Raw genomic sequence first — 21,472 nt, 5'->3', positions numbered from 1 at the left:
TCGCAGGCCAACCTTTCCTATAACTCTATGGACAGGCATAGCCGCATCGAATCCGGTTTGGCACTTGGCACACCTTCCCCGAACAACCCTGAATTTCATATTTTGCGCCGCTTTTGAGGAAGATTAATTCTATCTTTTGCAAAAAGGTGACCAGTCTCCCGCACGGTCACGCAGTTTTCCGCTGATATCCATCATTTTGTGATCACACAAATTTCCTGCGTGATCACAAATGTCACTTTGCACTGGATTATTACCTCTGGCTGGGAAATGCTGTTCAGGAATTATTACGCACCTTGCGTATACCACGCATAAATCTGAACCAAAGACGGGACCGTCGCTTATGAACATCCACGAATATCAGGCAAAAGCTCTCCTGCGCAGCTACGGCGCACCAGTCTCGGACGGGCGTGTCGTGCTCAAAGCCGAAGACGCAAAATCCGCCGCAGCAGAGCTGGGCGGCCCGCTCTGGGTGGTAAAGGCGCAAATCCACGCAGGTGGCCGTGGCAAAGGCAAGTTCAAAGAGGCCGGTGCCGGGGAAGCAGGCGGCGTTCGTCTGACAAAGTCCGTGGCCGAGGCCGCCGAGGAAGCGAAGAAAATGCTGGGCCGCACATTGGTCACGCACCAGACCGGACCAGCAGGTAAGCAGGTCAACCGCGTATACATCGAAGACGGCTCCGGTATCGAAACAGAGCTTTACCTTGCACTGTTGGTTGACCGCGAAACATCGCGCGTAGGCTTTGTCTGCTCCACCGAGGGTGGCATGGACATCGAAGAAGTCGCGGAAAACACGCCAGAGAAAATCATCAACTTTTCAGTCGATCCCGCAACTGGATTTCAGGCATTTCACGGTCGCCGCATTGCGTTCGAACTTGGTCTCACAGGAAAAGCTGTAAAGCAGTGCGTGAGCCTGATGGGACTGCTCTACAAAGCGTTCATTGAGCGCGATATGGAAATGCTTGAAATCAACCCGCTGATCGTCACAGATTCCGGCGATCTCAAAGTGCTCGATGCGAAAGTGTCCTTTGACGGTAACGCGATGTACCGTCAGCCCGAAGTGGCTGAACTGCGTGATACCACAGAAGAGGACAGCAAAGAGCTGGAAGCTTCCAAGTACGATCTTAACTACATCGCGCTCGACGGTGAAATCGGTTGTATGGTGAATGGTGCTGGTCTTGCGATGGCCACCATGGACATCATCAAGCTTTACGGTGCCGAGCCTGCCAACTTTCTCGACGTAGGTGGCGGTGCCACCAAAGAGAAAGTGACCGAAGCCTTCAAGATCATCACCTCAGACCCTCAGGTCAAAGGCATCCTCGTAAACATCTTCGGCGGCATCATGCGCTGTGATGTTATCGCGGAAGGCGTTGTTGCCGCTGTGAAAGAAGTAGGTCTTAAAGTACCGCTGGTTGTGCGCCTTGAGGGAACAAACGTTGAAGAGGGCAAGGCCATCATTAACAATTCCGGCCTCGATGTGATTGCGGCTGAGAACCTCAAAGATGGCGCGCAGAAAATCGTGAAAGCCGTCAAAGGCTGATCCATATGTTTGCCGCATCTTCCTCAGTTACAGTCTGCCTGATCGCCGCTTTGGCGGCGGGCAGCGCTGTGGCGGCACAAGATGCGGCAACCGTTGGCAAGGCATTTGCCGACAATTGTTTCAGCCCGTATTTGACCGCGGAAAAAGCGCGGGCCAAGGTTGGGCCCTCGGGAGCGCGGATAGATTTCTACGATCTGCGTCCACTTTCCTCTGTCGCTCCCTCTCCGGTTACGGGCCGCGAGATGACACCGGGTACGGATCGCCGCTGCGAGGTTGCGTTCGAAGGCTCTGACATCGCGACAGCAGCAGAGTGGCTTTCGATAGGTCTGGAACAAGAAGGCTTGGCATCGCGCGCAACCGACGTCCCGGCAGGTTTCAGTATGCAAGAAGGTGCAATCGAATTTGGCGCTGCCAAACTCAATCCTGACCGCATTGCAGTGGTTCAGATTGGCGTGCGCAGTTACGGCGCCGGACAAGAGACATTTATAAATGTCGAACGACTTATTCCATTGAGTGAAACGAAAAGATGACCCCAATGTACCAGAGCGTAAATAAATGTGTACTCAAGAGGCGCCCGCTGGGTGTTCTTTGCGGACTTATTGCGGTCATCGCTCTTGCGGCTTGTTCAGACGCCAAAATGCTTGAGGTGCGCGACGGCCCCCAAGCAGTGCACCCTTCAACGGGCGCTGTGCGGGCCCTGACTGCCAAAGCATCTGGACAATCATCAGGTGCCACTCAGACAAAATCCCTATTTGACACCTATTGTGCAGCCGGCAGCTCCAACAACATACGAGTGCAAGCAGTGATCAACAGTGGTCTCTTTGGTGATGCTGTCTTCGGAAAATTGCCTTTAGCGGCCTTTGAGGATGTTGTTTTCGTTTTCTACACCCTCAAGTCGGGAACGGCCCAGATCGGTTTCGGGTCGCGGCGCTTGGTTGAGAACTATTGCATCGCCGTTGACGGAACGGCAGCGGGCAAAGAACTTTATATCGACGGCCCAGCGGGGCGAAGCTGATCGCTGGGCAGACACAGATCACCGGTTAAGGGGCGCGCGATTGTCCCGAACCATATCCAGAATTTCGAGCATGCCGCAGCATAGGCATTTGCGAAGAAAGAAACAGACGTAAGGGGCGGCACAGCCGTCAACATATATAAGGAGACGCCCCAATGGCCGTACTTATCGACGAGAACACACGCGTAATCTGTCAGGGCCTCACCGGCTCTCAGGGGACATTCCACAGCGAGCAGGCGATTGCCTATGGCACGAAAATGGTTGGCGGCGTGACACCCGGCAAAGGCGGCCAGAACCACATCGGCTTGCCCGTGTTCAACTCTGTCCACGAGGCACGCCATGTCACACAGGCCAATGCCACAGTGATCTACGTGCCGCCCCCGTTTGCCGCCGACTCCATTCTTGAAGCGATCGACGCCGAGATGGAGCTGATTGTTTGCATCACCGAAGGCATTCCTGTTCTCGACATGATGCGCGTCAAGCGCGCACTGGATGGCTCCAAATCCCGCCTGATCGGCCCCAACTGTCCTGGTGTTATTACGCCAGACGCCTGCAAAATCGGCATCATGCCTGGTCATATCCATAAGCGCGGCTCATGTGGTGTTGTCTCGCGCTCGGGCACGCTCACATATGAGGCGGTAAAGCAGACGACCGATCTAGGCCTGGGCCAGTCCACAGCTGTCGGCATCGGCGGCGATCCGATCAAAGGCACAGAGCATATCGACGTGCTGGAAATGTTCCTTGCCGACCCTGAAACGCACTCGATAATCATGATTGGTGAAATCGGCGGTTCCGCCGAAGAAGAGGCCGCTCAATTCCTCGCGGACGAGCGTAAAAAGGGTCGCTGGAAACCAACCGCAGGTTTCATCGCGGGCCGCACTGCCCCTCCGGGCCGCCGCATGGGCCACGCAGGTGCCATCGTTGCAGGCGGTAAAGGTGATGCAGAGAGCAAAATCAACGCGATGCGCGAAGCAGGCATCACTGTAGCAGACAGCCCCGCCACCCTTGGCGAAGCCGTCCAAGAAGCCATTAACAAAGGCTAAACTTTTTGTGGGGGGCGCAATCCCCCCACGACTTTCCTTCACCCAATCGTCAAGTTGATCTCAAGCGAGGCTTCGCAATGACCGACCATCCCGCCAACGACCAGTTCCACGCCTCCTCTTTTATGCAGGGCCATAATGCGGAGTATCTGGAGCAGATGTATGCGCGCTATGCCAACGACCCTTCGGCCGTTGACGAGAGCTGGCAAGAGTTTTTCAAAGCGCTTGGCGATGATGGAAACGATGTAAAAGCGGAGGCTACGGGTCCATCGTGGGCACGCACAGACTGGCCCCCGATGCCGCACGACGATCTGACGAATGCGCTGACAGGCGAATGGCCTGTCGAGGCAAAAGCAGCGGGCAGCAAAATTGCGGCACAGGCAGCCGCCAAGGGCATCGAGGTCTCGGATGACCAGATCCAGCGTGCGGTGCTCGATTCCATCCGGGCGCTCATGATTATCCGCGCATTCCGTATCCGCGGTCACCTCGCTGCTGATCTTGATCCTCTGGGCATGCGCGAAATCACCACCCATAACGAGCTTGATCCGGCATCTTACGGTTTCAACGAAGCAGACATGGACCGCCCGATTTTCATCGACAACGTGCTCGGCCTGCAAATCGCAACCATGCGCCAGATCACAGACATCCTCAAAGCGACCTATTGCGGTACTTTCGCTCTGCAATATATGCACATTTCCAACCCCGAAGAGGCTGCATGGCTTAAGGAGCGGATCGAGGGCTACGGCAAGGAAATCCAGTTCACCAAACAGGGGCGCAAAGCGATCCTGAACAAGCTGGTCGAGGCAGAAGGCTTCGAAAAATTCCTGCATGTCAAATATATGGGCACCAAGCGTTTCGGCCTCGATGGCGGCGAAAGCCTGATCCCCGCAATGGAGCAGATCATCAAACGCGGTGGCAGCCTTGGTGTGCGCGACATCGTCATCGGCATGCCACACCGCGGTCGTTTGTCAGTATTGGCAAACGTGATGCAAAAACCCTATCGCGCCATTTTCAACGAATTTCAGGGCGGCAGTTTCAAGCCCGAAGATGTCGACGGTTCCGGTGATGTGAAATACCATCTTGGAGCCTCCTCCGACCGCGAGTTTGATGGAAATGCTGTTCACTTGTCTCTTACGGCAAACCCGTCCCACCTTGAGGCGGTGAACCCCGTCGTCATCGGCAAAGTTCGCGCCAAGCAGGACCAGTTGGGCGATAAAGACCGCACCGCTGTAATGCCCATCCTGCTTCACGGTGACGCCGCCTTTGCCGGCCAAGGTGTTGTGGCCGAATGTTTTGCGCTTTCGGGTCTGCGCGGTCACCGCACAGGCGGCACCATGCACATCGTTGTGAACAACCAGATCGGCTTTACCACAGCGCCGCATTTCTCGCGATCCTCGCCCTACCCCACCGATAACGCGCTCGTGGTCGAAGCGCCGATTTTCCACGTCAACGGTGATGATCCAGAGGCGGTGGTGCATGCTGCCCGCGTTGCTACGGAATTCCGCCAAAAGTTCCACAAAGATGTGGTGATCGACATGATCTGCTATCGCCGCTTTGGTCATAACGAGGGGGACGAACCGATGTTCACGAACCCCGTCATGTATAAAAAGATCAAGAAACAGAAAACCACGCTGACGCTCTATACTCACCGTCTGGTAAAGGACGGCCTCATTCCTGAGGGCGAAGTAGAGGACATGAAGGCGCAGTTTCAGGCGCGGCTGAACGAAGAGTTCGAAGCCGGCAAAGAATACCGCCCGAACAAGGCCGACTGGCTTGATGGGAAGTGGGCCAATATGGGCCGCCCAACCGAAAAGAAATACCAGCGCGGCAAGACCGCCATAGCCCCCGAGACAATGGCGGATGTGGGCAAAGCACTTAGTACTATTCCAGACGGATATCCCGTTCACAAAACAGTCGCACGACTGATGGAGGCAAAAGCCGAGATGTTCGAGAGCGGTACCGGTATTGACTGGGCCACCGCTGAGGCACTCGCATTCGGCTCTTTGCTCACCGAGGGGTACAAGGTCCGCCTGTCAGGGCAGGACAGCACACGTGGTACATTCTCCCAGCGCCATTCCGCCCTGATCAATCAGGATACCGAAGACCGGTATTACCCGCTGAATAATATCCGTAAAGGACAGGCCGAATACGAGGCAATCGATTCGATGCTGTCAGAATATGCTGTGTTGGGCTTTGAATATGGCTACTCGCTTGCAGAGCCGAATGCGCTGACGCTGTGGGAAGCCCAGTTTGGTGATTTCGCAAACGGCGCGCAGATCATGTTCGATCAATTCATCAGTTCCGGCGAAAGTAAATGGCTGCGCATGTCCGGCCTCGTATGCCTCATGCCTCACGGCTATGAGGGACAAGGACCGGAGCATTCCTCCGCCCGCCTTGAGCGGTTCTTAACCATGTGCGGCGGTGATAACTGGATCGTGGCCAATTGCACCACTCCGGCAAATTATTTCCACATCCTGCGCCGCCAGCTCCACCGCAGTTACCGCAAGCCATTGATGCTGATGACGCCCAAATCCCTGCTCCGCCACAAATTAGCTGTGAGCAAAGCCGAAGAGTTCACCACCGGCTCCAGCTTTCACCGTGTGCTGTGGGATGACGCGCAGCAAGGCAACTCGGAAACCACGCTGGTTGCCGACGATAAGATCAAGCGCGTCGTCATGTGCTCCGGCAAGGTTTACTATGACCTGCTGGAAGAGCGTGACGCCCGTGGCATTGATGACGTCTATATCCTGCGCTTCGAGCAGTTTTACCCCTTTCCTGCCCAATCTGCGGTCAAGGAGCTGGAGCGGTTCAAGAACGCTGAGATGGTCTGGTGTCAGGAAGAGCCCAAAAATCAGGGCGCCTGGACGTTCATCGAGCCTAACCTCGAATGGGTTCTGGGCCGCATCAAAGCCAAACACGGGCGCCCGGATTATGCCGGCCGCGTGACTTCGGCATCTCCTGCCACCGGCCTCGCCTCACAACACAAAGCACAGCAAACAGCGCTCGTCGATGATGCGCTTACCGTTAAAGGATCCTGATCATGTCTAGCGAAGTCCGCGTCCCTACTCTGGGCGAATCCGTTACCGAAGCCACGGTCGCCACATGGTTCAAAAAAGCAGGCGATACTGTCGCTGTTGATGAAATGCTCTGTGAGCTGGAAACCGACAAGGTCACTGTCGAAGTACCGAGCCCCGTTGCCGGTACCCTGTCGGAAATTATCGCAGCCGAAGGCGAGACAGTTGGCGTCGATGCCCTGCTCGCGATGGTGTCTGAAGGTGACGCAGGTTCGAAAGCGGCGCCAAAAGCAAAAGATGATGCAACAAAAAGCGCAAGTGCGCCTGCTGCTGAGGAAGAAGCGCCAAAGTCAATTGATGCCGGAGCTGTTGATGTAAAGCTTCGCGAAGGTGGCGAAACGGTTGACGTCATGGTCCCGACCTTGGGCGAATCTGTGTCCGAAGCGACAGTGGCCACATGGTTCAAAAAGGTCGGCGATGCGGTCGCGCAGGATGAAATGCTATGCGAACTGGAAACTGACAAGGTTTCCGTGGAGGTCCCCAGCCCCGCCGCAGGCATCCTGACAGAGATACTCGCAGCCGAGGGTGACACAGTCGACGCAAAAGCAAAGCTTGCTGTGATCTCGTCGGGTGAAGGTGCTGCAGCATCAGCGCCCGCTTCGGAAGAGGCACCTGCCCCTGCAGCGCAAAAGCCTCAAACCGGTTCAAAGGATATCGAGGATGCACCCTCTGCCAAGAAAGCAATGGCAGAGGCCGGCGTCAGCCGCGATCAGGTCACGGGCACAGGCCGTGACGGTCGTGTGATGAAAGACGACGTTGCAAAAGCGCTTGCCTCGGCAAAATCGTCTTCTGCTCCGGCAGCGGCGGCCGCCCCCCGTGCGCCGTCTGCAGCATCAGATGCCAGCCGCGAAGAGCGTGTGAAGATGACGCGCTTGCGCCAGACTATCGCGCGCCGCCTCAAGGAGAGCCAGAACACCGCAGCAATGCTGACAACCTACAACGAGGTCGACATGACCGAGGTGATGGAATTGCGCAACGAGTACAAAGACCTGTTCCTTAAGAAACATGGTGTCAAACTCGGCTTCATGTCCTTCTTCACAAAGGCCTGCGTGCATGCGCTTCGCGAAGTGCCAGAGGTTAACGCAGAAATCGACGGCACTGACGTGGTTTACAAAAACTTCGTTCACATGGGCATTGCCGCAGGTACACCCACCGGCCTTGTCGTGCCTGTTATCCGTGATGCAGACGCAATGTCGTTTGCCGAAATCGAAAAAGCTATTGCCGAAAAGGGCGCCGCAGCGCGTGATGGAAAGCTCTCGATGGCAGATATGCAGGGTGGCACCTTCACCATCTCGAACGGTGGCGTTTATGGCTCGCTGATGTCTTCTCCTATCCTGAACCCGCCACAGTCCGGCATTTTGGGCATGCATAAAATTCAGGACCGCCCGATGGCGATCAATGGCCAAGTCGTCATTCGCCCGATGATGTACCTCGCGCTGAGCTATGATCACCGTATCGTTGACGGCAAAGGCGCTGTGACATTCCTTGTGCGTGTAAAAGAAGCGCTTGAGGACCCGCGTCGCTTGCTGATGGATCTGTAAACATCAATCGGGAAAGGCGCGTGTCGCCTTTCCTATCCAAAGGACCCCGTTATGAGACCGGCAGCGCTTGACTGGATCACTCTTGCCTATCTCATTTGTCTGGCTGGCGCTCCGACTGCTATCGTACTGGGTTTTCTACCCTATCAGGCTAATCTCCTGCTTGGGCTTTTCCCCTTTGGACCGCTGTTTATTGCTCTGGTTTTAATTGTGCTGCGTACAACCTTGCCTGCCAGCCGGTTTGACTTCGGTCTTGCAGCTGGGCGTTGGGCCAGCATGATTGCTCTTTTGATCGTTTACGGCCATGGTATTTTCGCTTTGGTCTTTATTGCAAAGACCAACCTTCTGGCAAACAATACGACAATGGTGAATTTTGGTGATTGGCTTGTGCTTTTACTTCCTGTCGTAGTTTGCGGAACAATGCTTTATGTCATGGGATATATATTTCTTGGTAAACCGTTTGGACCGGTGCGGCCGCGTCCTGAACAGCGAAAGGAAAAATTATGCAACTGATCGCCCACTTTGAGGTAACCGATTTCTCCGCATGGCAAACTGCCTTCAACGCCGATGACGAAGCCCGCCGCGACGCAGGTCTTAGCGTACTGCAAATCTGGTGCGATGCCGACAGCACCACACATGCCTTCGCGCTTATGTCTGTCAACGACCGCGCAAAAGCGAATGCGTGGATCACCCGTTCTAACGCGTTGCACAGCGATGACGCCAATACTGTCACCCATGCCAGCCATTTTTTCATAAAGACAGCATAATGACTCCTGAACTTACCGTCCTCACTCTCGCGGCCCTTTTGCAGGTGCTACAGTTCAGCGCCTACTCCGCAACGTCTATCCAGCAAGTCGGCCCGAAGAAGGCCGCAGGACCGCGTGACAATCCTATACAGCTCACTGGCACCGCAGGCCGTTTGCAGCGCGCAATGAACAACCATTTCGAGGCACTGATCCTGTTCACCATCGCTGTCCTTGCGACCCAGCTGTCGGGGCAGAATACATCCTATACAGCCGCCTGCTCCTACATCTATCTCGGTGCCCGTATCCTCTATGTGCCCGCCTATGTATTTGGCCTCGCACCATGGCGTTCGGTTATCTGGTTCATTGGCTTGCTCGCTACTGTCGCGATGCTGACCGCGGCGCTGATCTGAAATTTGCTTCCGCCACTGTGAGACCAAAATAATTTGCCTTCACGGTGTATAAGATGTGTACCAACCCGATACAGTACGCACCTACCAAAATTGTCCAAGGAGACCCCCATGTCCAGTTACGACGTCATCATTATCGGATCCGGCCCCGGCGGCTATGTCGCTGCGATCCGCTGCGCACAACTGGGCCTGAAAACTGCCTGTGTCGAGGGTCGCGAAACACTCGGCGGTACCTGTCTCAATGTGGGTTGTATCCCCTCAAAGGCACTCTTGCACGCGAGCCATATGTTGCACGAAGCCGAACATAACTTCGCCGAGATGGGGCTCAAGGGAAAGTCGCCTTCCGTGGACTGGCCCCAGATGCAAAAGTACAAACAATCCACCGTCGATACCAACACTAAAGGTATCGAATTTCTTTTCAAAAAGAACAAAATCGACTGGATCAAAGGCTGGGCCACGATCCCCGAAGCCGGCAAAGTCAAAGTGGGTGATGACCTCTATGAGGCTAAGAACATCATCATCGCATCTGGATCGGAGCCTGCTCCCCTCAAAGGTGTGGAGATTGATGAAAAAACTGTCGTTACTTCGACCGGTGCGCTTGAACTTGGCAAAGTGCCCAAGAAAATGGTCGTGATTGGCGCCGGCGTTATCGGCCTCGAGCTTGGGTCGGTATATGCGCGCCTTGGCTCCGAGGTGACTGTTGTGGAGTATCTCGACAATATCACCCCTGGCATGGACGCCGAAGTGAGCAAGCAATTCCAGAAGATGCTGAAAAAGCAAGGCATTGAATTTATAATGGGGGCCGCAGTTCAATCGACGGAAACAGCTAAATCAAAGGCCAAAGTGACCTACAAGCTGCGCAAGGACGATAGCGAGCACACGCTTGAGGCGGACACCGTTCTGCTCGCCACTGGCCGCCGTCCATTTGTCAAAGGCCTCGGCCTCGATGCACTCGACATGACCATGACCGACCGTGGTCAAATTCAGGTCAACGACCATTGGGCGACATCCGTTGATGGCATCTATGCCATTGGTGATGTGATCGAAGGACCGATGCTTGCCCACAAGGCAGAGGATGAAGGCATGGCCGTGGCCGAGCAAATCGCGGGTAAGCACGGGCACGTGAACTACTCCCTGATCCCCGGCGTCATCTACACCCACCCCGAAGTTGCCAACGTAGGCGAGACCGAAGAAACGCTGAAAGCCTCGGGCCGCGCGTATAAGGTGGGTAAATTCAGCTTTATGGGGAATGCCCGTGCCAAGGCGAATTTTGCCGGTGACGGCTTTGTAAAGCTGTTGGCAGACAAAGAAACCGATCGCATCCTTGGCTGTCATATCATTGGCCCCTCAGCCGGTGACCTGATCCACGAAGTTTGCGTTGCAATGGAATTCGGTGCATCGGCGCAGGATCTTGCAATGACCTGCCACGCTCATCCCACCTATTCCGAAGCCGTGCGTGAAGCGGCACTCGCCTGTGGCGACGGTGCAATCCACATGTAAGTCAACGCGCGCGGCCTACCACATGGTTTTGGCCGCGCGTGGCGCCCAAGCGGCGTCATACTCTGCGCCACCCTCAACGCCGTTACTTGCCTCCGCCAATATTTCACCCATGGTCGGCAAATCCGCGCTGAAGTCCTCGCCTGCCCATGTCTGCGCCCGCATCAACGCACGGGCACACTGGCTATAGACCTCTGAAATCTCGATGATGATAACTGTCGATGGTTGATGTCCTTTTTTCTCGAACCGCTTCCTCAAGCCAGCATCATCCGTGAGCCATGCGGAGCCATTAACACGAACGACGTTGTTTGAACCCGGCACCATAAACATCAAAGAGATCCGCCCGTCCAAAACTACATTGCGCAGGGTGTCCAGCCGATGGTTCCCCCGCCAATCAGGCAAAGCGAGCCGCTTTTCGTCCAACACAAGTACAACAGGGCCTTCATCGCCGCGGGGACTGCCGTCTGTGCCTTCAGGCCCGACCGTGCTCACAATGCACAATCGGGACGCCATGATCCACTTGAGGTACTGGGATGTCAGGTGATCCGCTACTTTGCGCAGTGATGCCTGCCCCGGCGTGCCATACAGGGCCTCAAGCGCTGCGATACTCTCAATTCGGTCCATACAGATGCCCAACGCCAGTTTCTTCCAACAACTTGGTTGAAGCGGCCTCGATCTGCTTTTCCAAGGTCGCGACAAAAGCATCACGCCCCATTCCGGGTGAAATCGGCGGTAGAAAATCAACAACCGCCACACCGGCGCGGCGATAAAGACCGCGTCGCGGCCAAAATACCCCGGCATTTGTGGCGACGGGGTAGCAAGGCTGCTTCAGTTGCTCATACAAGATTGCGGTGCCAACCTTATAAGGCATGACCGTTCCCGGCGCAGAGCGTGTGCCTTGCGGATAGATGACAAGCTGACCCGGTTCGCGGTCGCCCGCTCTTACATCTGCCAGCATCTTGTTAATCGCGGCGCCCCTTTTGCCACGGTCCACAAAAACCATCTGCATTTTAACGGCGTATTGCCCAAGAAAAGGGGAGTACCGCAGCTGGCTTTTCATGATGAATTTCGCCGCAGGTAAAGCATTGTAGATCATCAAAATATCGAGAAACGACTGATGTTTAGCCGCGACAAGGCAACCCATGTCAGGCGGTGTGCCACGCACCTCGCAGCGCAAATTGATCATCCATCCCGCGCTCCAGATCACCCAGCGCGCATAGGCGCGGCAGCCCGCGTAGGCGCCCCGCTTGGAAACCATTGCCCATGGCGCATAGAGTAGGCCAATCACCGGCAACATCACAGTTGCTTGTGCCGAGAACAGGATCGAGCGGATCCATTGCACGATATTCATGTAAGTCCTTCCAAGGTGCGGCGCGCGGCCGTGCGCGTCGCGATGTAAGCAACACCAGCGGCAAGGGGCGGGATTAACAGCGGATAGAGCCAATGCAGACCCTTGAAGCCGAGCCCAGTCAGAAAGCTGGCCGTTTCATCAGAGCCACCGGGCATCAGGAGTACCGCAACCATCCCCAGCAACGTTCCTACCGTCGCCCCCACAAGCGCGCGAAGGGTAAATCGCCGGATGAAGGCTTGCGCAATATAATTGTCCACGGCCCCGACCAATCGCAGCACCGCGATCACCTGCGCATTGGCTGCAAGGGCTGCGTTCGCTGCAAGGGTAACGATCGCCGCCGTTACTGTCGTGATCAGGATCATTGATACATATCCAAGGGTTTTGAGCCGCGATGCCGCTTTGACCAAAGGGGCGCGCCAGCGGCTGTGATCATCGAGGACTGCACCAGGCACTTCTGCGGCAAGGCGTAGCCGCAGGCCCGCTGCGTCCATCCCCTCGGCAGTTTCGATCACCTCGATCAGGCGTGGCACTGGCAAAGTATCCAAGGCGAGTTCGGCGCCGAACCACGGCGCGAGTAATGCCGCCTGTTCATCATTGCTCAGCGCCCGCGCTTGCGCAACGCCGCGTGTCGTCTCCAGAATACGCAGGGCCGCATCGGTCTGGGCCTGCTGCTGGTCTGCTGGTGCGGCAATGCGGATCGTAGCCGAGCGCGCCAACTCCTCACCCCATTGCGACGCAAGTCGGCCCGCAGCAAGCGAAAGTGCAAGGGCGAAGACCGCCAGAAATGCCATAGCTCCCGCCGCGAACAGAGTGAGCTGGGCAGTGAAGCCAGATGGCGGGACAACGCGGTCAGCTTGTGCATCGGGCCGCACAGCATTGCGCAAAAGTGTAAGCAGGCGGCTCAAAGGTCCGCTCCAGCAAGCTGGATCCGGCGATTGGCGATGCGTAAAACACGGGCCTGCACATGCGCCTTTGTGGCGCGGATCAGGCTCAGGTCATGGGTTGCGATAAGCACTGTTTTTCCCATCCGGTTCAACTCGATCAAGAGACGCAACAGGCGTTGGGACATGTCCCAGTCAACGTTGCCCGTAGGTTCGTCCGCGAGTATTACATCGGGCGACATTATTACCGCCCGCGCCAGTGCCGCACGCTGCCGCTCCCCGCCCGACAGCTCGTTTGGGAGGGCATTTGCCCGCTCGGTCAGGCCGACCCAATGGAGCAGATCATCAAGATCCTCACCGTCCGCCTCACCGCTGCGGCCAGACACATGGAGCGGAAGTGCGATATTCTGTGCCACCGACAGATGATCAAGAAACTGACAATCCTGATGCACAACGCCGACGCGTCGGCGCACCATCGCCACATCATCGCGTGTGAGTGTCCGTACGTCGCCATCAAACAGCCGCACATATCCCGCAGTCGGCAGCAACGCGCCATAACACAGCTTCATCAGCGTGGTTTTCCCCGATCCCGAGGGCCCTGTCAGAAAATGAAAAGATCCCGGCGCGAGCTTTAGCGAGATGTCGGACAACAACTCCCCCCCGCTATAACTATAGGCTACGTTTTCCAGCTCAATCACTGCGGGTTCCTCCGGTTAACCTGTTGTGCCCCAGCATCGCTCGGGTTTCAATCCGTAGCCACAGGGCAAACGTGGTAGATTGCACTTTTCGCGCAGCAACATACGCTCTAAGGTATGTTAACAATTGAAAATAAGGTCAAAGACCGGTGTTTCGGGGCGTGAAATGAGACTTATCTGTCCAAATTGCGATGCACAGTATGAAGTGCCAGACGATGTGATGCCTTTTGCGGGGCGTGATGTTCAATGCTCGAACTGTGGCCAGACATGGTTCCAGCATCACCCTGACAACACTCCGACAGACCAGTCCGGTCTTACTGATGCGCCCGCACCGGATGAAGAGCAGGCACCGCCGCCGCCGCCGCCCCCTCCCCCCGCAGGAAGCCCGCAGCGCAAGCAACTCGATCCCGCAGTCGCGGATATATTGCGCCAGGAGGCCGAAGCAGAACAGGCCGCGCGCCGTAACCTGCGTGCGGACGGACTGGAGAGCCAGCCCGATCTTGGGATGGAGCTTGAGGACAGCCGTGAAGAGGACGAGACAGAAAGACGTGCGCGCGAGGCCCGTGACCGCATGGCCCGTATGCGCGGTAAAGAGACGCCCCACGTGCCAACAGCCGGATCTACGCCACCAAAACCGCAAGCGCCCCCTGTTGTCGGCTCGCGCCGCGACTTGTTACCGGATATCGAAGAAATCAACTCCACCCTGCGCTCAGACGCTGGGCGCGGCGGCTCTGCCGACCTTGGTCCCGTTATCGAGGCCCCCAGCAACACACGCAAGCGTCAAGGCTTTCGTACAGGCTTCGTAACCATGCTTTTGATCTTTGCTGTGCTTGCGGTGATCTATATATTCGCCCCGCGACTATCGGCAGCCGTGCCCGCTCTTGAAGGGCCCCTGAACAGCTACGTAGGCGTGATAGACGAAGGCCGCAGTTGGCTGGATGCGAAAGTGCAGGTCCTGCTCAAATCTCTGGATACAGCCGCCGAAGGCAGCGGCAGCTGATTTTCTACCGCCAGTAGCCAAGGTGTTTTGCAAGTCTACTGGCGGTATTTTTCGGTTAGAACCGATCCAGAAGGCGGTTTAGATAGTCACGCTCAGCTTCCGGTCTTGCCGCCTCGCCTGAACGGCGACGGATCTCATCAAGCAATTCGCGTGCGCGGCCATAGGCATCATCATTCAGGTCCGCCTGCTCGTCACTGCCCGTAGCGCCGTTGCTGCCCTGATTACGGCCCAGCGGATCGCGATTATTTGCACGCTGGTCTCCCTGCTGCTGGCCTTGCCCCGGTTGCTGGCCCCGCTCCTCTTGTGCCAACGCTTCCCCCAAGGACCGCATACTGTCCCGGAGTGCTTCCATTGCCTGTGACTGATTATCGATCGCCTCTGCAAGATCGCCGTTGCGCAGGTCCTGCTCTGCCTGATCCATGGCCTCGCCAGCACGTCCCAATGCATCCCGTGCCGCATCGCCCTCGGGGGTGCCTCGCCCGGGCATGCGCCCTTCCTGACGACGCAACTCGTCGCGCAACTGCTGTTGGCGCTCTGCAAGGTTTTGTTCTTGGCTTTCGGCCTGGCCCTCATTGCCTTCGCCTTCACGCTGTTCGCCACCGCCGCCTTGCTCACCGCTTTGCCGGTCCTGCTGGCCTTCGCCCTCACCCTGCTGCCCCTCGTGACTTTCGCCGCGACCCTGCCCGCCATTGCGGCCTTCATTCTGCTGGCTCTCGCCTGCTTGGGCGTTAGGATTGAACTGTTCTTGCAGATCGCGGAAGGCCTGATCGCTCAGACCTTGCTGATCGCGCAGGGTCTCTGCCAGACCTTCCATAGCCTGCTCGCCCGGCGATTGTTGCCCGCCTTGGCCTTGCTGGCCCTCGGCCATCTGCATGTTTTCCATCATCTCCTGAAGCTCTCGCAGCGCCTGCTCGGCTTCGGCCATCCGGCCCTCTTCCATCAACTCCTGAATGCGGTCCATCATGCGTTGCAGATCATCCTGCGTCATCTGCATGCTCTCGCCTTGCTGCTGACCTTGCTGTTGTTCCTGTCCATCCTGACGCTGCGCCTGCTCTCGCTGGAGTTGCTGCATGAAATCATCAGTTGCCCTGCGCAGCTCCTGCATCAGCTCTGCAATCTCTTCATCCGAGGCGCCGTTCTTCATCGCTTCATTCAGCCGTTCTTGGGCACGCTTCATCCGCTCGCGGGCGTCCTCCAGATCGCCTTCTTCCAGGTCCAGCGCCAGATCCCACAAATCCTGCGCTAGCGCATTCTGGTTTTCTTCGTCAAATCCGTATCGTGCATAGGTTTCCATCCGGCCGATCAGTTTGCGCAGCCGCAGGGCTGTCGTCTCGGAGCGGAACGCCTCCTCGGGAACATAACTCACCGCCCGCAAAACCTGTGCAGCCCGGCGTGCATTGCTACGGCTCCACAAGATATCACGGCGCATTTCGATGATCGCGGCCGCGGTAGGATCAAAAAACCGGCGTCCCGGCAGGGTCATCTGCATCGGCGCGGTTTGGGCCTGCTGCTCGGCTGCATCAAGAGCGGTCATCGCGACGATTACCGGCAAATTGGCCCAAGGGTGCTCGGAAAAATCATCGATTAGATTTTCCTCGAACGCCGCACGATCGCCCGAAATCGGCATTGGCAGCGGCACAATAACTTCAGGCCTCGCATCAGGATCAGGCGTCAGACCAAAGGAGCGGTCAACGGAGGCGAGATCGAGCATGATACGCGCCTCACCTGCTTCGACACCGTAATCATCCTTGGCTGCAAACGGCAGGCGCATCTCGCCCATGGCCGCAACTTCGGGAAGACCCAGAATGACAATCTCTGGCGCCTGATCGGCACGCACAGTCACATCCCAGCTACGTGCACCGGGTCCGTCGATGGCCATTGTGCCGTCTTGTGTCACCTTGAAATCAAAAGCCATCAGCGGCGACGCCTCCGCATCTGCTGTCGCAGCAACACCAGATACGCTTTCCGTGACCGTCAGCGCGCCAACCTCGCCGTACAAGCGCATCGTGATTAAGGTCCCAACTGGCAGCTCCAGCGGTCCCTCCGCCAGATCATTAAGATACAATGTAGGTTTACCAGTATAGCGCGGCGGCTCTGCCCAACCTTCCCAAACAGGCCCCGCCGATAGTGCACTGCCCTGGTTGCCGGAAGCCATTTCGGCTACGGTGCCGACACGCCAGACCGATCCGAATACCAGCGAAACACCGAAGGCTAAAACTGCAACATATCGCAGCGCGTAAGGATCGCGCGACGAGACGCGCAAATCTGCTGGCACCGCCTGCGCCCGCGCAACGCGTTCCGCCATCCGCCGCTTGTGCGCACGCCACACCGCAGCAGAAGCATCGTCGCCGCCACCGATTGCCTGATCATCCAGAAGAGCGGTTAGCGGCCGCCCTGGCATGCTTTGATCCAGTCGCACCATTGCATCTGCGGTTGAGGGCCATGACCAATGACGCGCGGCATAGACAAACGCCCAGATCGCCCCCGCCACCGTAAGTCCGACAAAGCCCCATATCGCTTCGAGCGGCAAAACCTCGTGGAGGCCCATCATTGCAGCCCCCAGCGCAAGCAGAATGACAGTCAAAAGAGGCCAAAGACTGCGCACTAGTCCTTCCGCGCGCATGCCTGAGCGGGTTAACCATAAAGGACGGCGCAAACCTTCCAGCGTACGTTTCAAATCATCGGACGTGAATTGAACCATGGTAACCTCTCAAAGGCAGCGCTCAGGTCGCGGAATGCGGCTCGAGCCATTCAGGGATACTATCGCGATTTATCATTTCTTCAAAGGTAGGTCGGCGGCGGATAACTGCAAATTGATCGCCGTGCACCAATACTTCGGGAATAAGTGCTCGCGAATTATACTCGCTCGACATAACCGCCCCATAAGCACCCGCACTGCGAAACGCGACCAGATCGTTTGCTTTCATTGGTACCATGTCACGCTGCTTTGCAAAGGTATCACCGGATTCGCACACCGGCCCGACGACGTCATAGGGCTGCTTTTCTGCCCCCGCCGCAGGTTCGAGAATTGGGACGATATCATGATGAGCATCATACATGGCCGGTCGGATCAGATCGTTCATTGCCCCGTCGAGGATCAAAAAATCCCGCCCCTCGCCGGATTTGACATAAATCACGCGGCTAACCATTAGGCCCGCATTGCCCGCGATCAAACGTCCGGGCTCTATCTCGATCTCGCACCCAAGATGCCCCAACGTCCGTTGCACCATAGCACCGTAATCACTCGGCAGTGGCGGCGCTTCGTTGCTAGTCTCGTAGGGGATGCCAAGGCCGCCCCCCAGATCCAGCCGCGTAATAACGTGACCGTCAGCGCGCAATTGCTCCGTCAATTCCGCCACCTTCAGGTACGCCTGCTCGAACGGGGCAAGGTCGGTCAGCTGCGACCCGATATGCACATCAATCCCGATTACATTCAGACCGGGTAACTTTGCCGCCATGGCGTAAACTTCGCGGGCGCGCGCAATCGGGATACCGAATTTATTCTCGGATTTTCCGGTCGCGATCTTGGCATGGGTTTTTGCATCAACATCGGGGTTTACGCGCACTGTTATGGGCGCGACCTTCCCCAATTCAAGCGCCACGGCGTTAAGTGCTACCATCTCTGGTTCGCTCTCGACGTTGAACTGGCGGATGCCCCCTTCCAGCGCGACACGGATTTCACGTTCCGTTTTGCCCACACCCGAAAATACAATCTTGTCCCCCGGTACCCCCGCAGCCCGCGCACGCAGGTATTCACCCTCGCTTACCACGTCCATCCCGGCACCCGCTTGCGCGAGAGTGCGTAAAACCGCCTGATTGGAATTTGCTTTCATCGCATAACAAACCAAGTGATCCATGCCGGCCAGCGCTTCATCAAATGCGCGAAAATGCCGAACAAGCGTGGCAGTGGAGTACACGTAGAATGGCGTGCCTACGGCGGCTGCAATATCGGCCACAGGCACATCCTCGGCAAACAGCGCGCCATCCCGATACAGGAAATGATCCATTTTTTACTTTCCTTTAAACTCAAATCCGCCCTAACGGACAGGTGCCGACCGCAAAAACAGATAGAGCGGTAGGCCACAGCTAACCCCGATGCAGAACGTTGCAGGGATCGCGATGAGAGCGGTCCAATTGCGCCTCGTGGCCACCTCCGCGATGATCCAAACCGTGAGCGTCACCGCCGCAATTGTCAGATCCCAGACCAGACCGCTGCTGGCAGCGTTTGCATGCCACGCATCAACCATCGCCATAATATCCCAAGTGTTATCCTGAAACCACTGGATGAAGTAATACATCGGATGCACTGCGCCCCAGATCGCCAGTGCCAGATAAATCAAACGCAAAACAGACATCAGAACCTACGCACTACGCCAACCGTGGCGCTGCCGGAGACGTGCACGCCCGGGGTCGTGTTGCTGGGCTCCTGCCGTGGAGAAACCTCGCGTGCTGCCGAGCGGTCGGGCGGGCCACAGGCAGCCAATGCCACCACCAACAATGCGGTCAGGTATTTCATAGCCCCAGCCCTACGCTGACAGGCCCTCTCACAACGCCCACGTTCGCGCCAAGGCCCAAGCCATTATTCGACAACGTGACATTCACGCCTCCAGAAGGCTGGACCGGTTCACCGTCAACGCCACAGGCCGTAAGGGCCAAAGCAACCAACATAAAAACCTTTTTCAAGCTAAGATCCCTTTCCAACGTGCGACCTGCGCACGTACCTGCGCGGGGGCTGTTCCACCGTATGATGTGCGCGAGTTTACGGAGTTTTCCACCCCCAGAACAGAAAATACATCTTGCGTGATTCCATCGTGGACCGTTTGCATCTGCACAAGTGTAAGATCAGGCAGGTCGCAGCCCTGTTTTTCCGCAATCCCCACTAGTGTTCCGGTGATATGATGCGCATCGCGGAAGGGCAGGCCCAATACCCGCACCAGCCAGTCGGCCAGATCGGTCGCGGTCGAGAACCCGCTGCCCGCAGCGGCGGCAAGCTGCGGGCGGTTGGCGCTCATGTCGCGAACCATCCCCTCCATCGCGGCGAGGGCCAGCATCAGGTTGTCAGCAGCATCGAAGACCTGCTCTTTGTCTTCTTGCATGTCCTTGGAATATGCTAACGGCAGGCCTTTCATCACCATCATAAGGGCAACATTGGCCCCGAAAATACGTCCGATCTTGGCGCGGATCAGCTCGGCGGCGTCGGGATTTTTCTTTTGCGGCATAATGGAGGAACCGGTCGAGAAACGGTCCGACAGCGTGACAAAGCGAAATTGTGCCGATGACCAGATCACCAGCTCTTCGGCAAAGCGGCTGAGATGCATGGCGCAGATACTGGCGGCACCAAGGTATTCAAGCGCGAAATCACGGTCACTGACCGCATCCAGACTGTTTGCCGAGGGCCGGTCAAATCCCAGCGCGTGGGCGGTCATCTCACGGTCAACCGGAAAGGACGTACCGGCGAGCGCTGCAGCACCCAAGGGGCTCTCGTTCATCCGCGTGCGCGCATCGCGCATGCGGCTCAGGTCACGGCCAAACATTTCGACATATGCCATCATGTGATGGCCCCATGTTACGGGCTGGGCAGGCTGCAAATGGGTAAAGCCGGGCATGACCCAATCGGCGCCCTCTTCGGCCTGAACCAGCAAGGCCCTGATCAGTGCAAGAAGTGCGCCTTCGGCTGCGTCAAACTGGTCACGTACCCAAAGTTTGAAATCCGTCGCCACCTGATCATTACGTGACCGCCCAGTGTGCAAACGTCCCGCCGGCTCACCTATGACTTCTTTAAGGCGCGCCTCCACATTCATGTGGATATCCTCAAGGGCTGTCGAATATTGAAACGTTCCCGCTTCGATTTCTGACAAGACCGTGAGCAGGCCTTCCCGAATGGCCTCTGCATCGTTAGGCTCGATAATACCCTGTGCACCCAACATCGCTGCATGGGCCCGAGACCCGGCAATATCCTGGGCCGCCATCCGCTTGTCAAAACTGATCGAAGCATTAATTGCTTCCATGATCGCGTCAGGGCCAGCAGCAAAACGGCCGCCCCACATTTTGTTCGAAGTCTTTGAAGTATCGTGTACCATATGCCTATCCCCCGGAGGGACCCATGAAGAAACTACTACTCGCTCTCGTCTATACGGCCCTCACCGCAGGTGCAAACCCCGCACTTGCTGCTGACAGTGATATCATCACCCCGCTGATAGCGGGCGATATGAAGAAATTGGCAGTGCATGGTACGCCAAAGGCCACCTCCAATGCCCCCTTCGAGTTGGCAGATGGCGCAGGTGCCGGCACGCTTGAGGACTATCGCGGCAAATATGTACTGGTGAATTTTTGGGCAACATGGTGTGCGCCCTGCCGTAAGGAAATGCCGCATCTGTCCGAGCTGCAAACAGAATTGGGCGGAGATGATTTCGAGGTCCTGACCATCGCCACAGGGCGCAATTCACCTGCAGGAATAACTAAATTTTTCGAAGAAACCGGTATTTCAAATCTGCCGCGCCATCAGGACCCCAAATCCGCACTCGCGAGTCAGATGGGCATTTTCGGCCTGCCCATCACTGTGCTTGTTGATCCCGAAGGCCGCGAGGTCGCGCGCCTGCGCGGTGATGCCGACTGGGCCAGCGACAGCGCAAAGGGCATTCTCAAGGCGTTAATTGAGGCACGAAAAGCGGGTTAGCAACACGGGGCGGCTGTTGAT

Annotated in this window: 21 protein-coding genes; 12 read left to right on the top strand and 9 right to left on the bottom strand. The window is 56.9% G+C overall.

All coding sequences use genetic code 11. The features are described 5' to 3' along the window. Window positions 1–340: 340 nt before the first annotated feature. The 10 genes from sucC (at window position 341) to lpdA (ending at window position 10,851) form a co-directional block, all read left to right on the top strand. Complete coding sequence (gene sucC / locus C8N30_RS11890) at window positions 341–1,534, top strand: ADP-forming succinate--CoA ligase subunit beta (RefSeq protein WP_025061194.1); 1,194 nt, start codon at window positions 341–343, stop codon at window positions 1,532–1,534. 5 nt (window positions 1,535–1,539) lie between these two features. Further along, a complete protein-coding gene (locus C8N30_RS11885) occupies window positions 1,540–2,064 on the top strand; it encodes a hypothetical protein (RefSeq protein ID WP_025061193.1) in 525 nt (174 codons plus the stop codon). A gap of 5 nt (window positions 2,065–2,069) precedes the next feature. Then, entirely contained in the window at window positions 2,070–2,549 is a 480-nt protein-coding gene (locus C8N30_RS11880; RefSeq protein WP_025061192.1) for a hypothetical protein, read from the top strand. Window positions 2,550–2,701: 152 nt separating this feature from the next. Continuing rightward, window positions 2,702–3,589, top strand: coding sequence for a succinate--CoA ligase subunit alpha (gene sucD / locus C8N30_RS11875; protein ID WP_025061191.1), 888 nt, complete (start codon window positions 2,702–2,704; stop codon window positions 3,587–3,589). Between the two features lie 77 nt (window positions 3,590–3,666). Further along, on the top strand, window positions 3,667–6,624 hold the full coding sequence (locus C8N30_RS11870; RefSeq protein ID WP_025061190.1) for a 2-oxoglutarate dehydrogenase E1 component: 2,958 nt from the start codon (window positions 3,667–3,669) through the stop codon (window positions 6,622–6,624). 2 nt (window positions 6,625–6,626) lie between these two features. Then, window positions 6,627–8,201: a 2-oxoglutarate dehydrogenase complex dihydrolipoyllysine-residue succinyltransferase gene (gene odhB / locus C8N30_RS11865; protein WP_025061189.1), complete on the top strand. Its 1,575-nt coding sequence runs from the start codon at window positions 6,627–6,629 to the stop codon at window positions 8,199–8,201. A gap of 51 nt (window positions 8,202–8,252) precedes the next feature. After that, window positions 8,253–8,711 (top strand): hypothetical protein, encoded by a 459-nt coding sequence (locus tag C8N30_RS11860; protein WP_025061188.1) that lies wholly within the window; start codon window positions 8,253–8,255, stop codon window positions 8,709–8,711. Then, on the top strand, window positions 8,702–8,965 hold the full coding sequence (locus C8N30_RS11855) for a hypothetical protein (protein ID WP_025061187.1): 264 nt from the start codon (window positions 8,702–8,704) through the stop codon (window positions 8,963–8,965). Before C8N30_RS11860 ends, C8N30_RS11855 begins: the two co-directional genes overlap by 10 nt. Continuing rightward, window positions 8,965–9,354 (top strand): MAPEG family protein, encoded by a 390-nt coding sequence (locus C8N30_RS11850; protein ID WP_025061186.1) that lies wholly within the window; start codon window positions 8,965–8,967, stop codon window positions 9,352–9,354. Before C8N30_RS11855 ends, C8N30_RS11850 begins: the two co-directional genes overlap by 1 nt. Window positions 9,355–9,462: 108 nt before the next feature. Further along, a complete protein-coding gene (gene lpdA / locus C8N30_RS11845; protein ID WP_025061185.1) occupies window positions 9,463–10,851 on the top strand; it encodes a dihydrolipoyl dehydrogenase in 1,389 nt (462 codons plus the stop codon). Between the two features lie 15 nt (window positions 10,852–10,866). Here lpdA and C8N30_RS11840 read toward each other — a convergent pair whose 3' ends face one another. Genes C8N30_RS11840 through C8N30_RS11825 form a run of 4 tightly spaced genes read right to left on the bottom strand, consistent with a single transcriptional unit; the run spans window position 10,867 to window position 13,778 of the window. Beyond that, the gene (locus tag C8N30_RS11840) at window positions 10,867–11,472 is read right to left on the bottom strand and encodes a pyridoxamine 5'-phosphate oxidase family protein (RefSeq protein WP_025061184.1); all 606 of its coding nucleotides are present in this window, start codon (window positions 11,470–11,472) and stop codon (window positions 10,867–10,869) included. Further along, window positions 11,459–12,199 carry a lysophospholipid acyltransferase family protein gene (locus C8N30_RS11835; RefSeq protein ID WP_037967773.1) on the bottom strand — a complete coding sequence of 247 codons (741 nt, stop codon included), beginning with the start codon at window positions 12,197–12,199 and terminating at the stop codon, window positions 11,459–11,461. The genes C8N30_RS11840 and C8N30_RS11835 overlap by 14 nt, the downstream gene beginning before the upstream one ends. Further along, entirely contained in the window at window positions 12,196–13,104 is a 909-nt protein-coding gene (locus C8N30_RS11830; RefSeq protein ID WP_025061182.1) for a cell division protein FtsX, read from the bottom strand. The genes C8N30_RS11835 and C8N30_RS11830 overlap by 4 nt, the downstream gene beginning before the upstream one ends. Continuing rightward, window positions 13,101–13,778, bottom strand: a complete 678-nt coding sequence (locus C8N30_RS11825; RefSeq protein ID WP_025061181.1) for a cell division ATP-binding protein FtsE — start codon at window positions 13,776–13,778, stop codon at window positions 13,101–13,103. The genes C8N30_RS11830 and C8N30_RS11825 overlap by 4 nt, the downstream gene beginning before the upstream one ends. A 163-nt stretch (window positions 13,779–13,941) precedes the next feature. On the opposite strand from C8N30_RS11825, the gene C8N30_RS11820 reads away from it, so the two are divergent. Further along, on the top strand, window positions 13,942–14,775 hold the full coding sequence (locus C8N30_RS11820) for a zinc-ribbon domain-containing protein (RefSeq protein ID WP_025061180.1): 834 nt from the start codon (window positions 13,942–13,944) through the stop codon (window positions 14,773–14,775). A gap of 55 nt (window positions 14,776–14,830) precedes the next feature. On the opposite strand, the gene C8N30_RS11815 is transcribed toward C8N30_RS11820, so the two are convergent. The 5 genes from C8N30_RS11815 to argH form a co-directional block, all read right to left on the bottom strand. Then, entirely contained in the window at window positions 14,831–17,476 is a 2,646-nt protein-coding gene (locus C8N30_RS11815; protein ID WP_025061179.1) for a TIGR02302 family protein, read from the bottom strand. A 22-nt stretch (window positions 17,477–17,498) separates the two neighbouring features. Next, window positions 17,499–18,782: a diaminopimelate decarboxylase gene (gene lysA / locus C8N30_RS11810; RefSeq protein ID WP_025061178.1), complete on the bottom strand. Its 1,284-nt coding sequence runs from the start codon at window positions 18,780–18,782 to the stop codon at window positions 17,499–17,501. Window positions 18,783–18,812: 30 nt separating this feature from the next. Then, window positions 18,813–19,130, bottom strand: a complete 318-nt coding sequence (locus C8N30_RS11805; RefSeq protein ID WP_037967771.1) for a DUF2834 domain-containing protein — start codon at window positions 19,128–19,130, stop codon at window positions 18,813–18,815. Between the two features lie 157 nt (window positions 19,131–19,287). Continuing rightward, on the bottom strand, window positions 19,288–19,458 hold the full coding sequence (locus C8N30_RS19330; RefSeq protein WP_170151170.1) for a hypothetical protein: 171 nt from the start codon (window positions 19,456–19,458) through the stop codon (window positions 19,288–19,290). Continuing rightward, a complete protein-coding gene (gene argH / locus C8N30_RS11800) occupies window positions 19,455–20,855 on the bottom strand; it encodes an argininosuccinate lyase (RefSeq protein WP_037967770.1) in 1,401 nt (466 codons plus the stop codon). The genes C8N30_RS19330 and argH overlap by 4 nt, the downstream gene beginning before the upstream one ends. A gap of 23 nt (window positions 20,856–20,878) precedes the next feature. Here argH and C8N30_RS11795 point away from each other — a divergent pair, with 23 nt between their 5' ends. Beyond that, window positions 20,879–21,451 carry a TlpA disulfide reductase family protein gene (locus C8N30_RS11795; RefSeq protein ID WP_025061175.1) on the top strand — a complete coding sequence of 191 codons (573 nt, stop codon included), beginning with the start codon at window positions 20,879–20,881 and terminating at the stop codon, window positions 21,449–21,451. The last annotated feature ends 21 nt before the right edge of the window (window positions 21,452–21,472 follow it).

Source organism: Sulfitobacter guttiformis (assembly GCF_003610455.1).
Classification (GTDB): domain Bacteria; phylum Pseudomonadota; class Alphaproteobacteria; order Rhodobacterales; family Rhodobacteraceae; genus Sulfitobacter; species Sulfitobacter guttiformis.
This window is presented reverse-complemented; position numbering and strand designations above follow the sequence as displayed.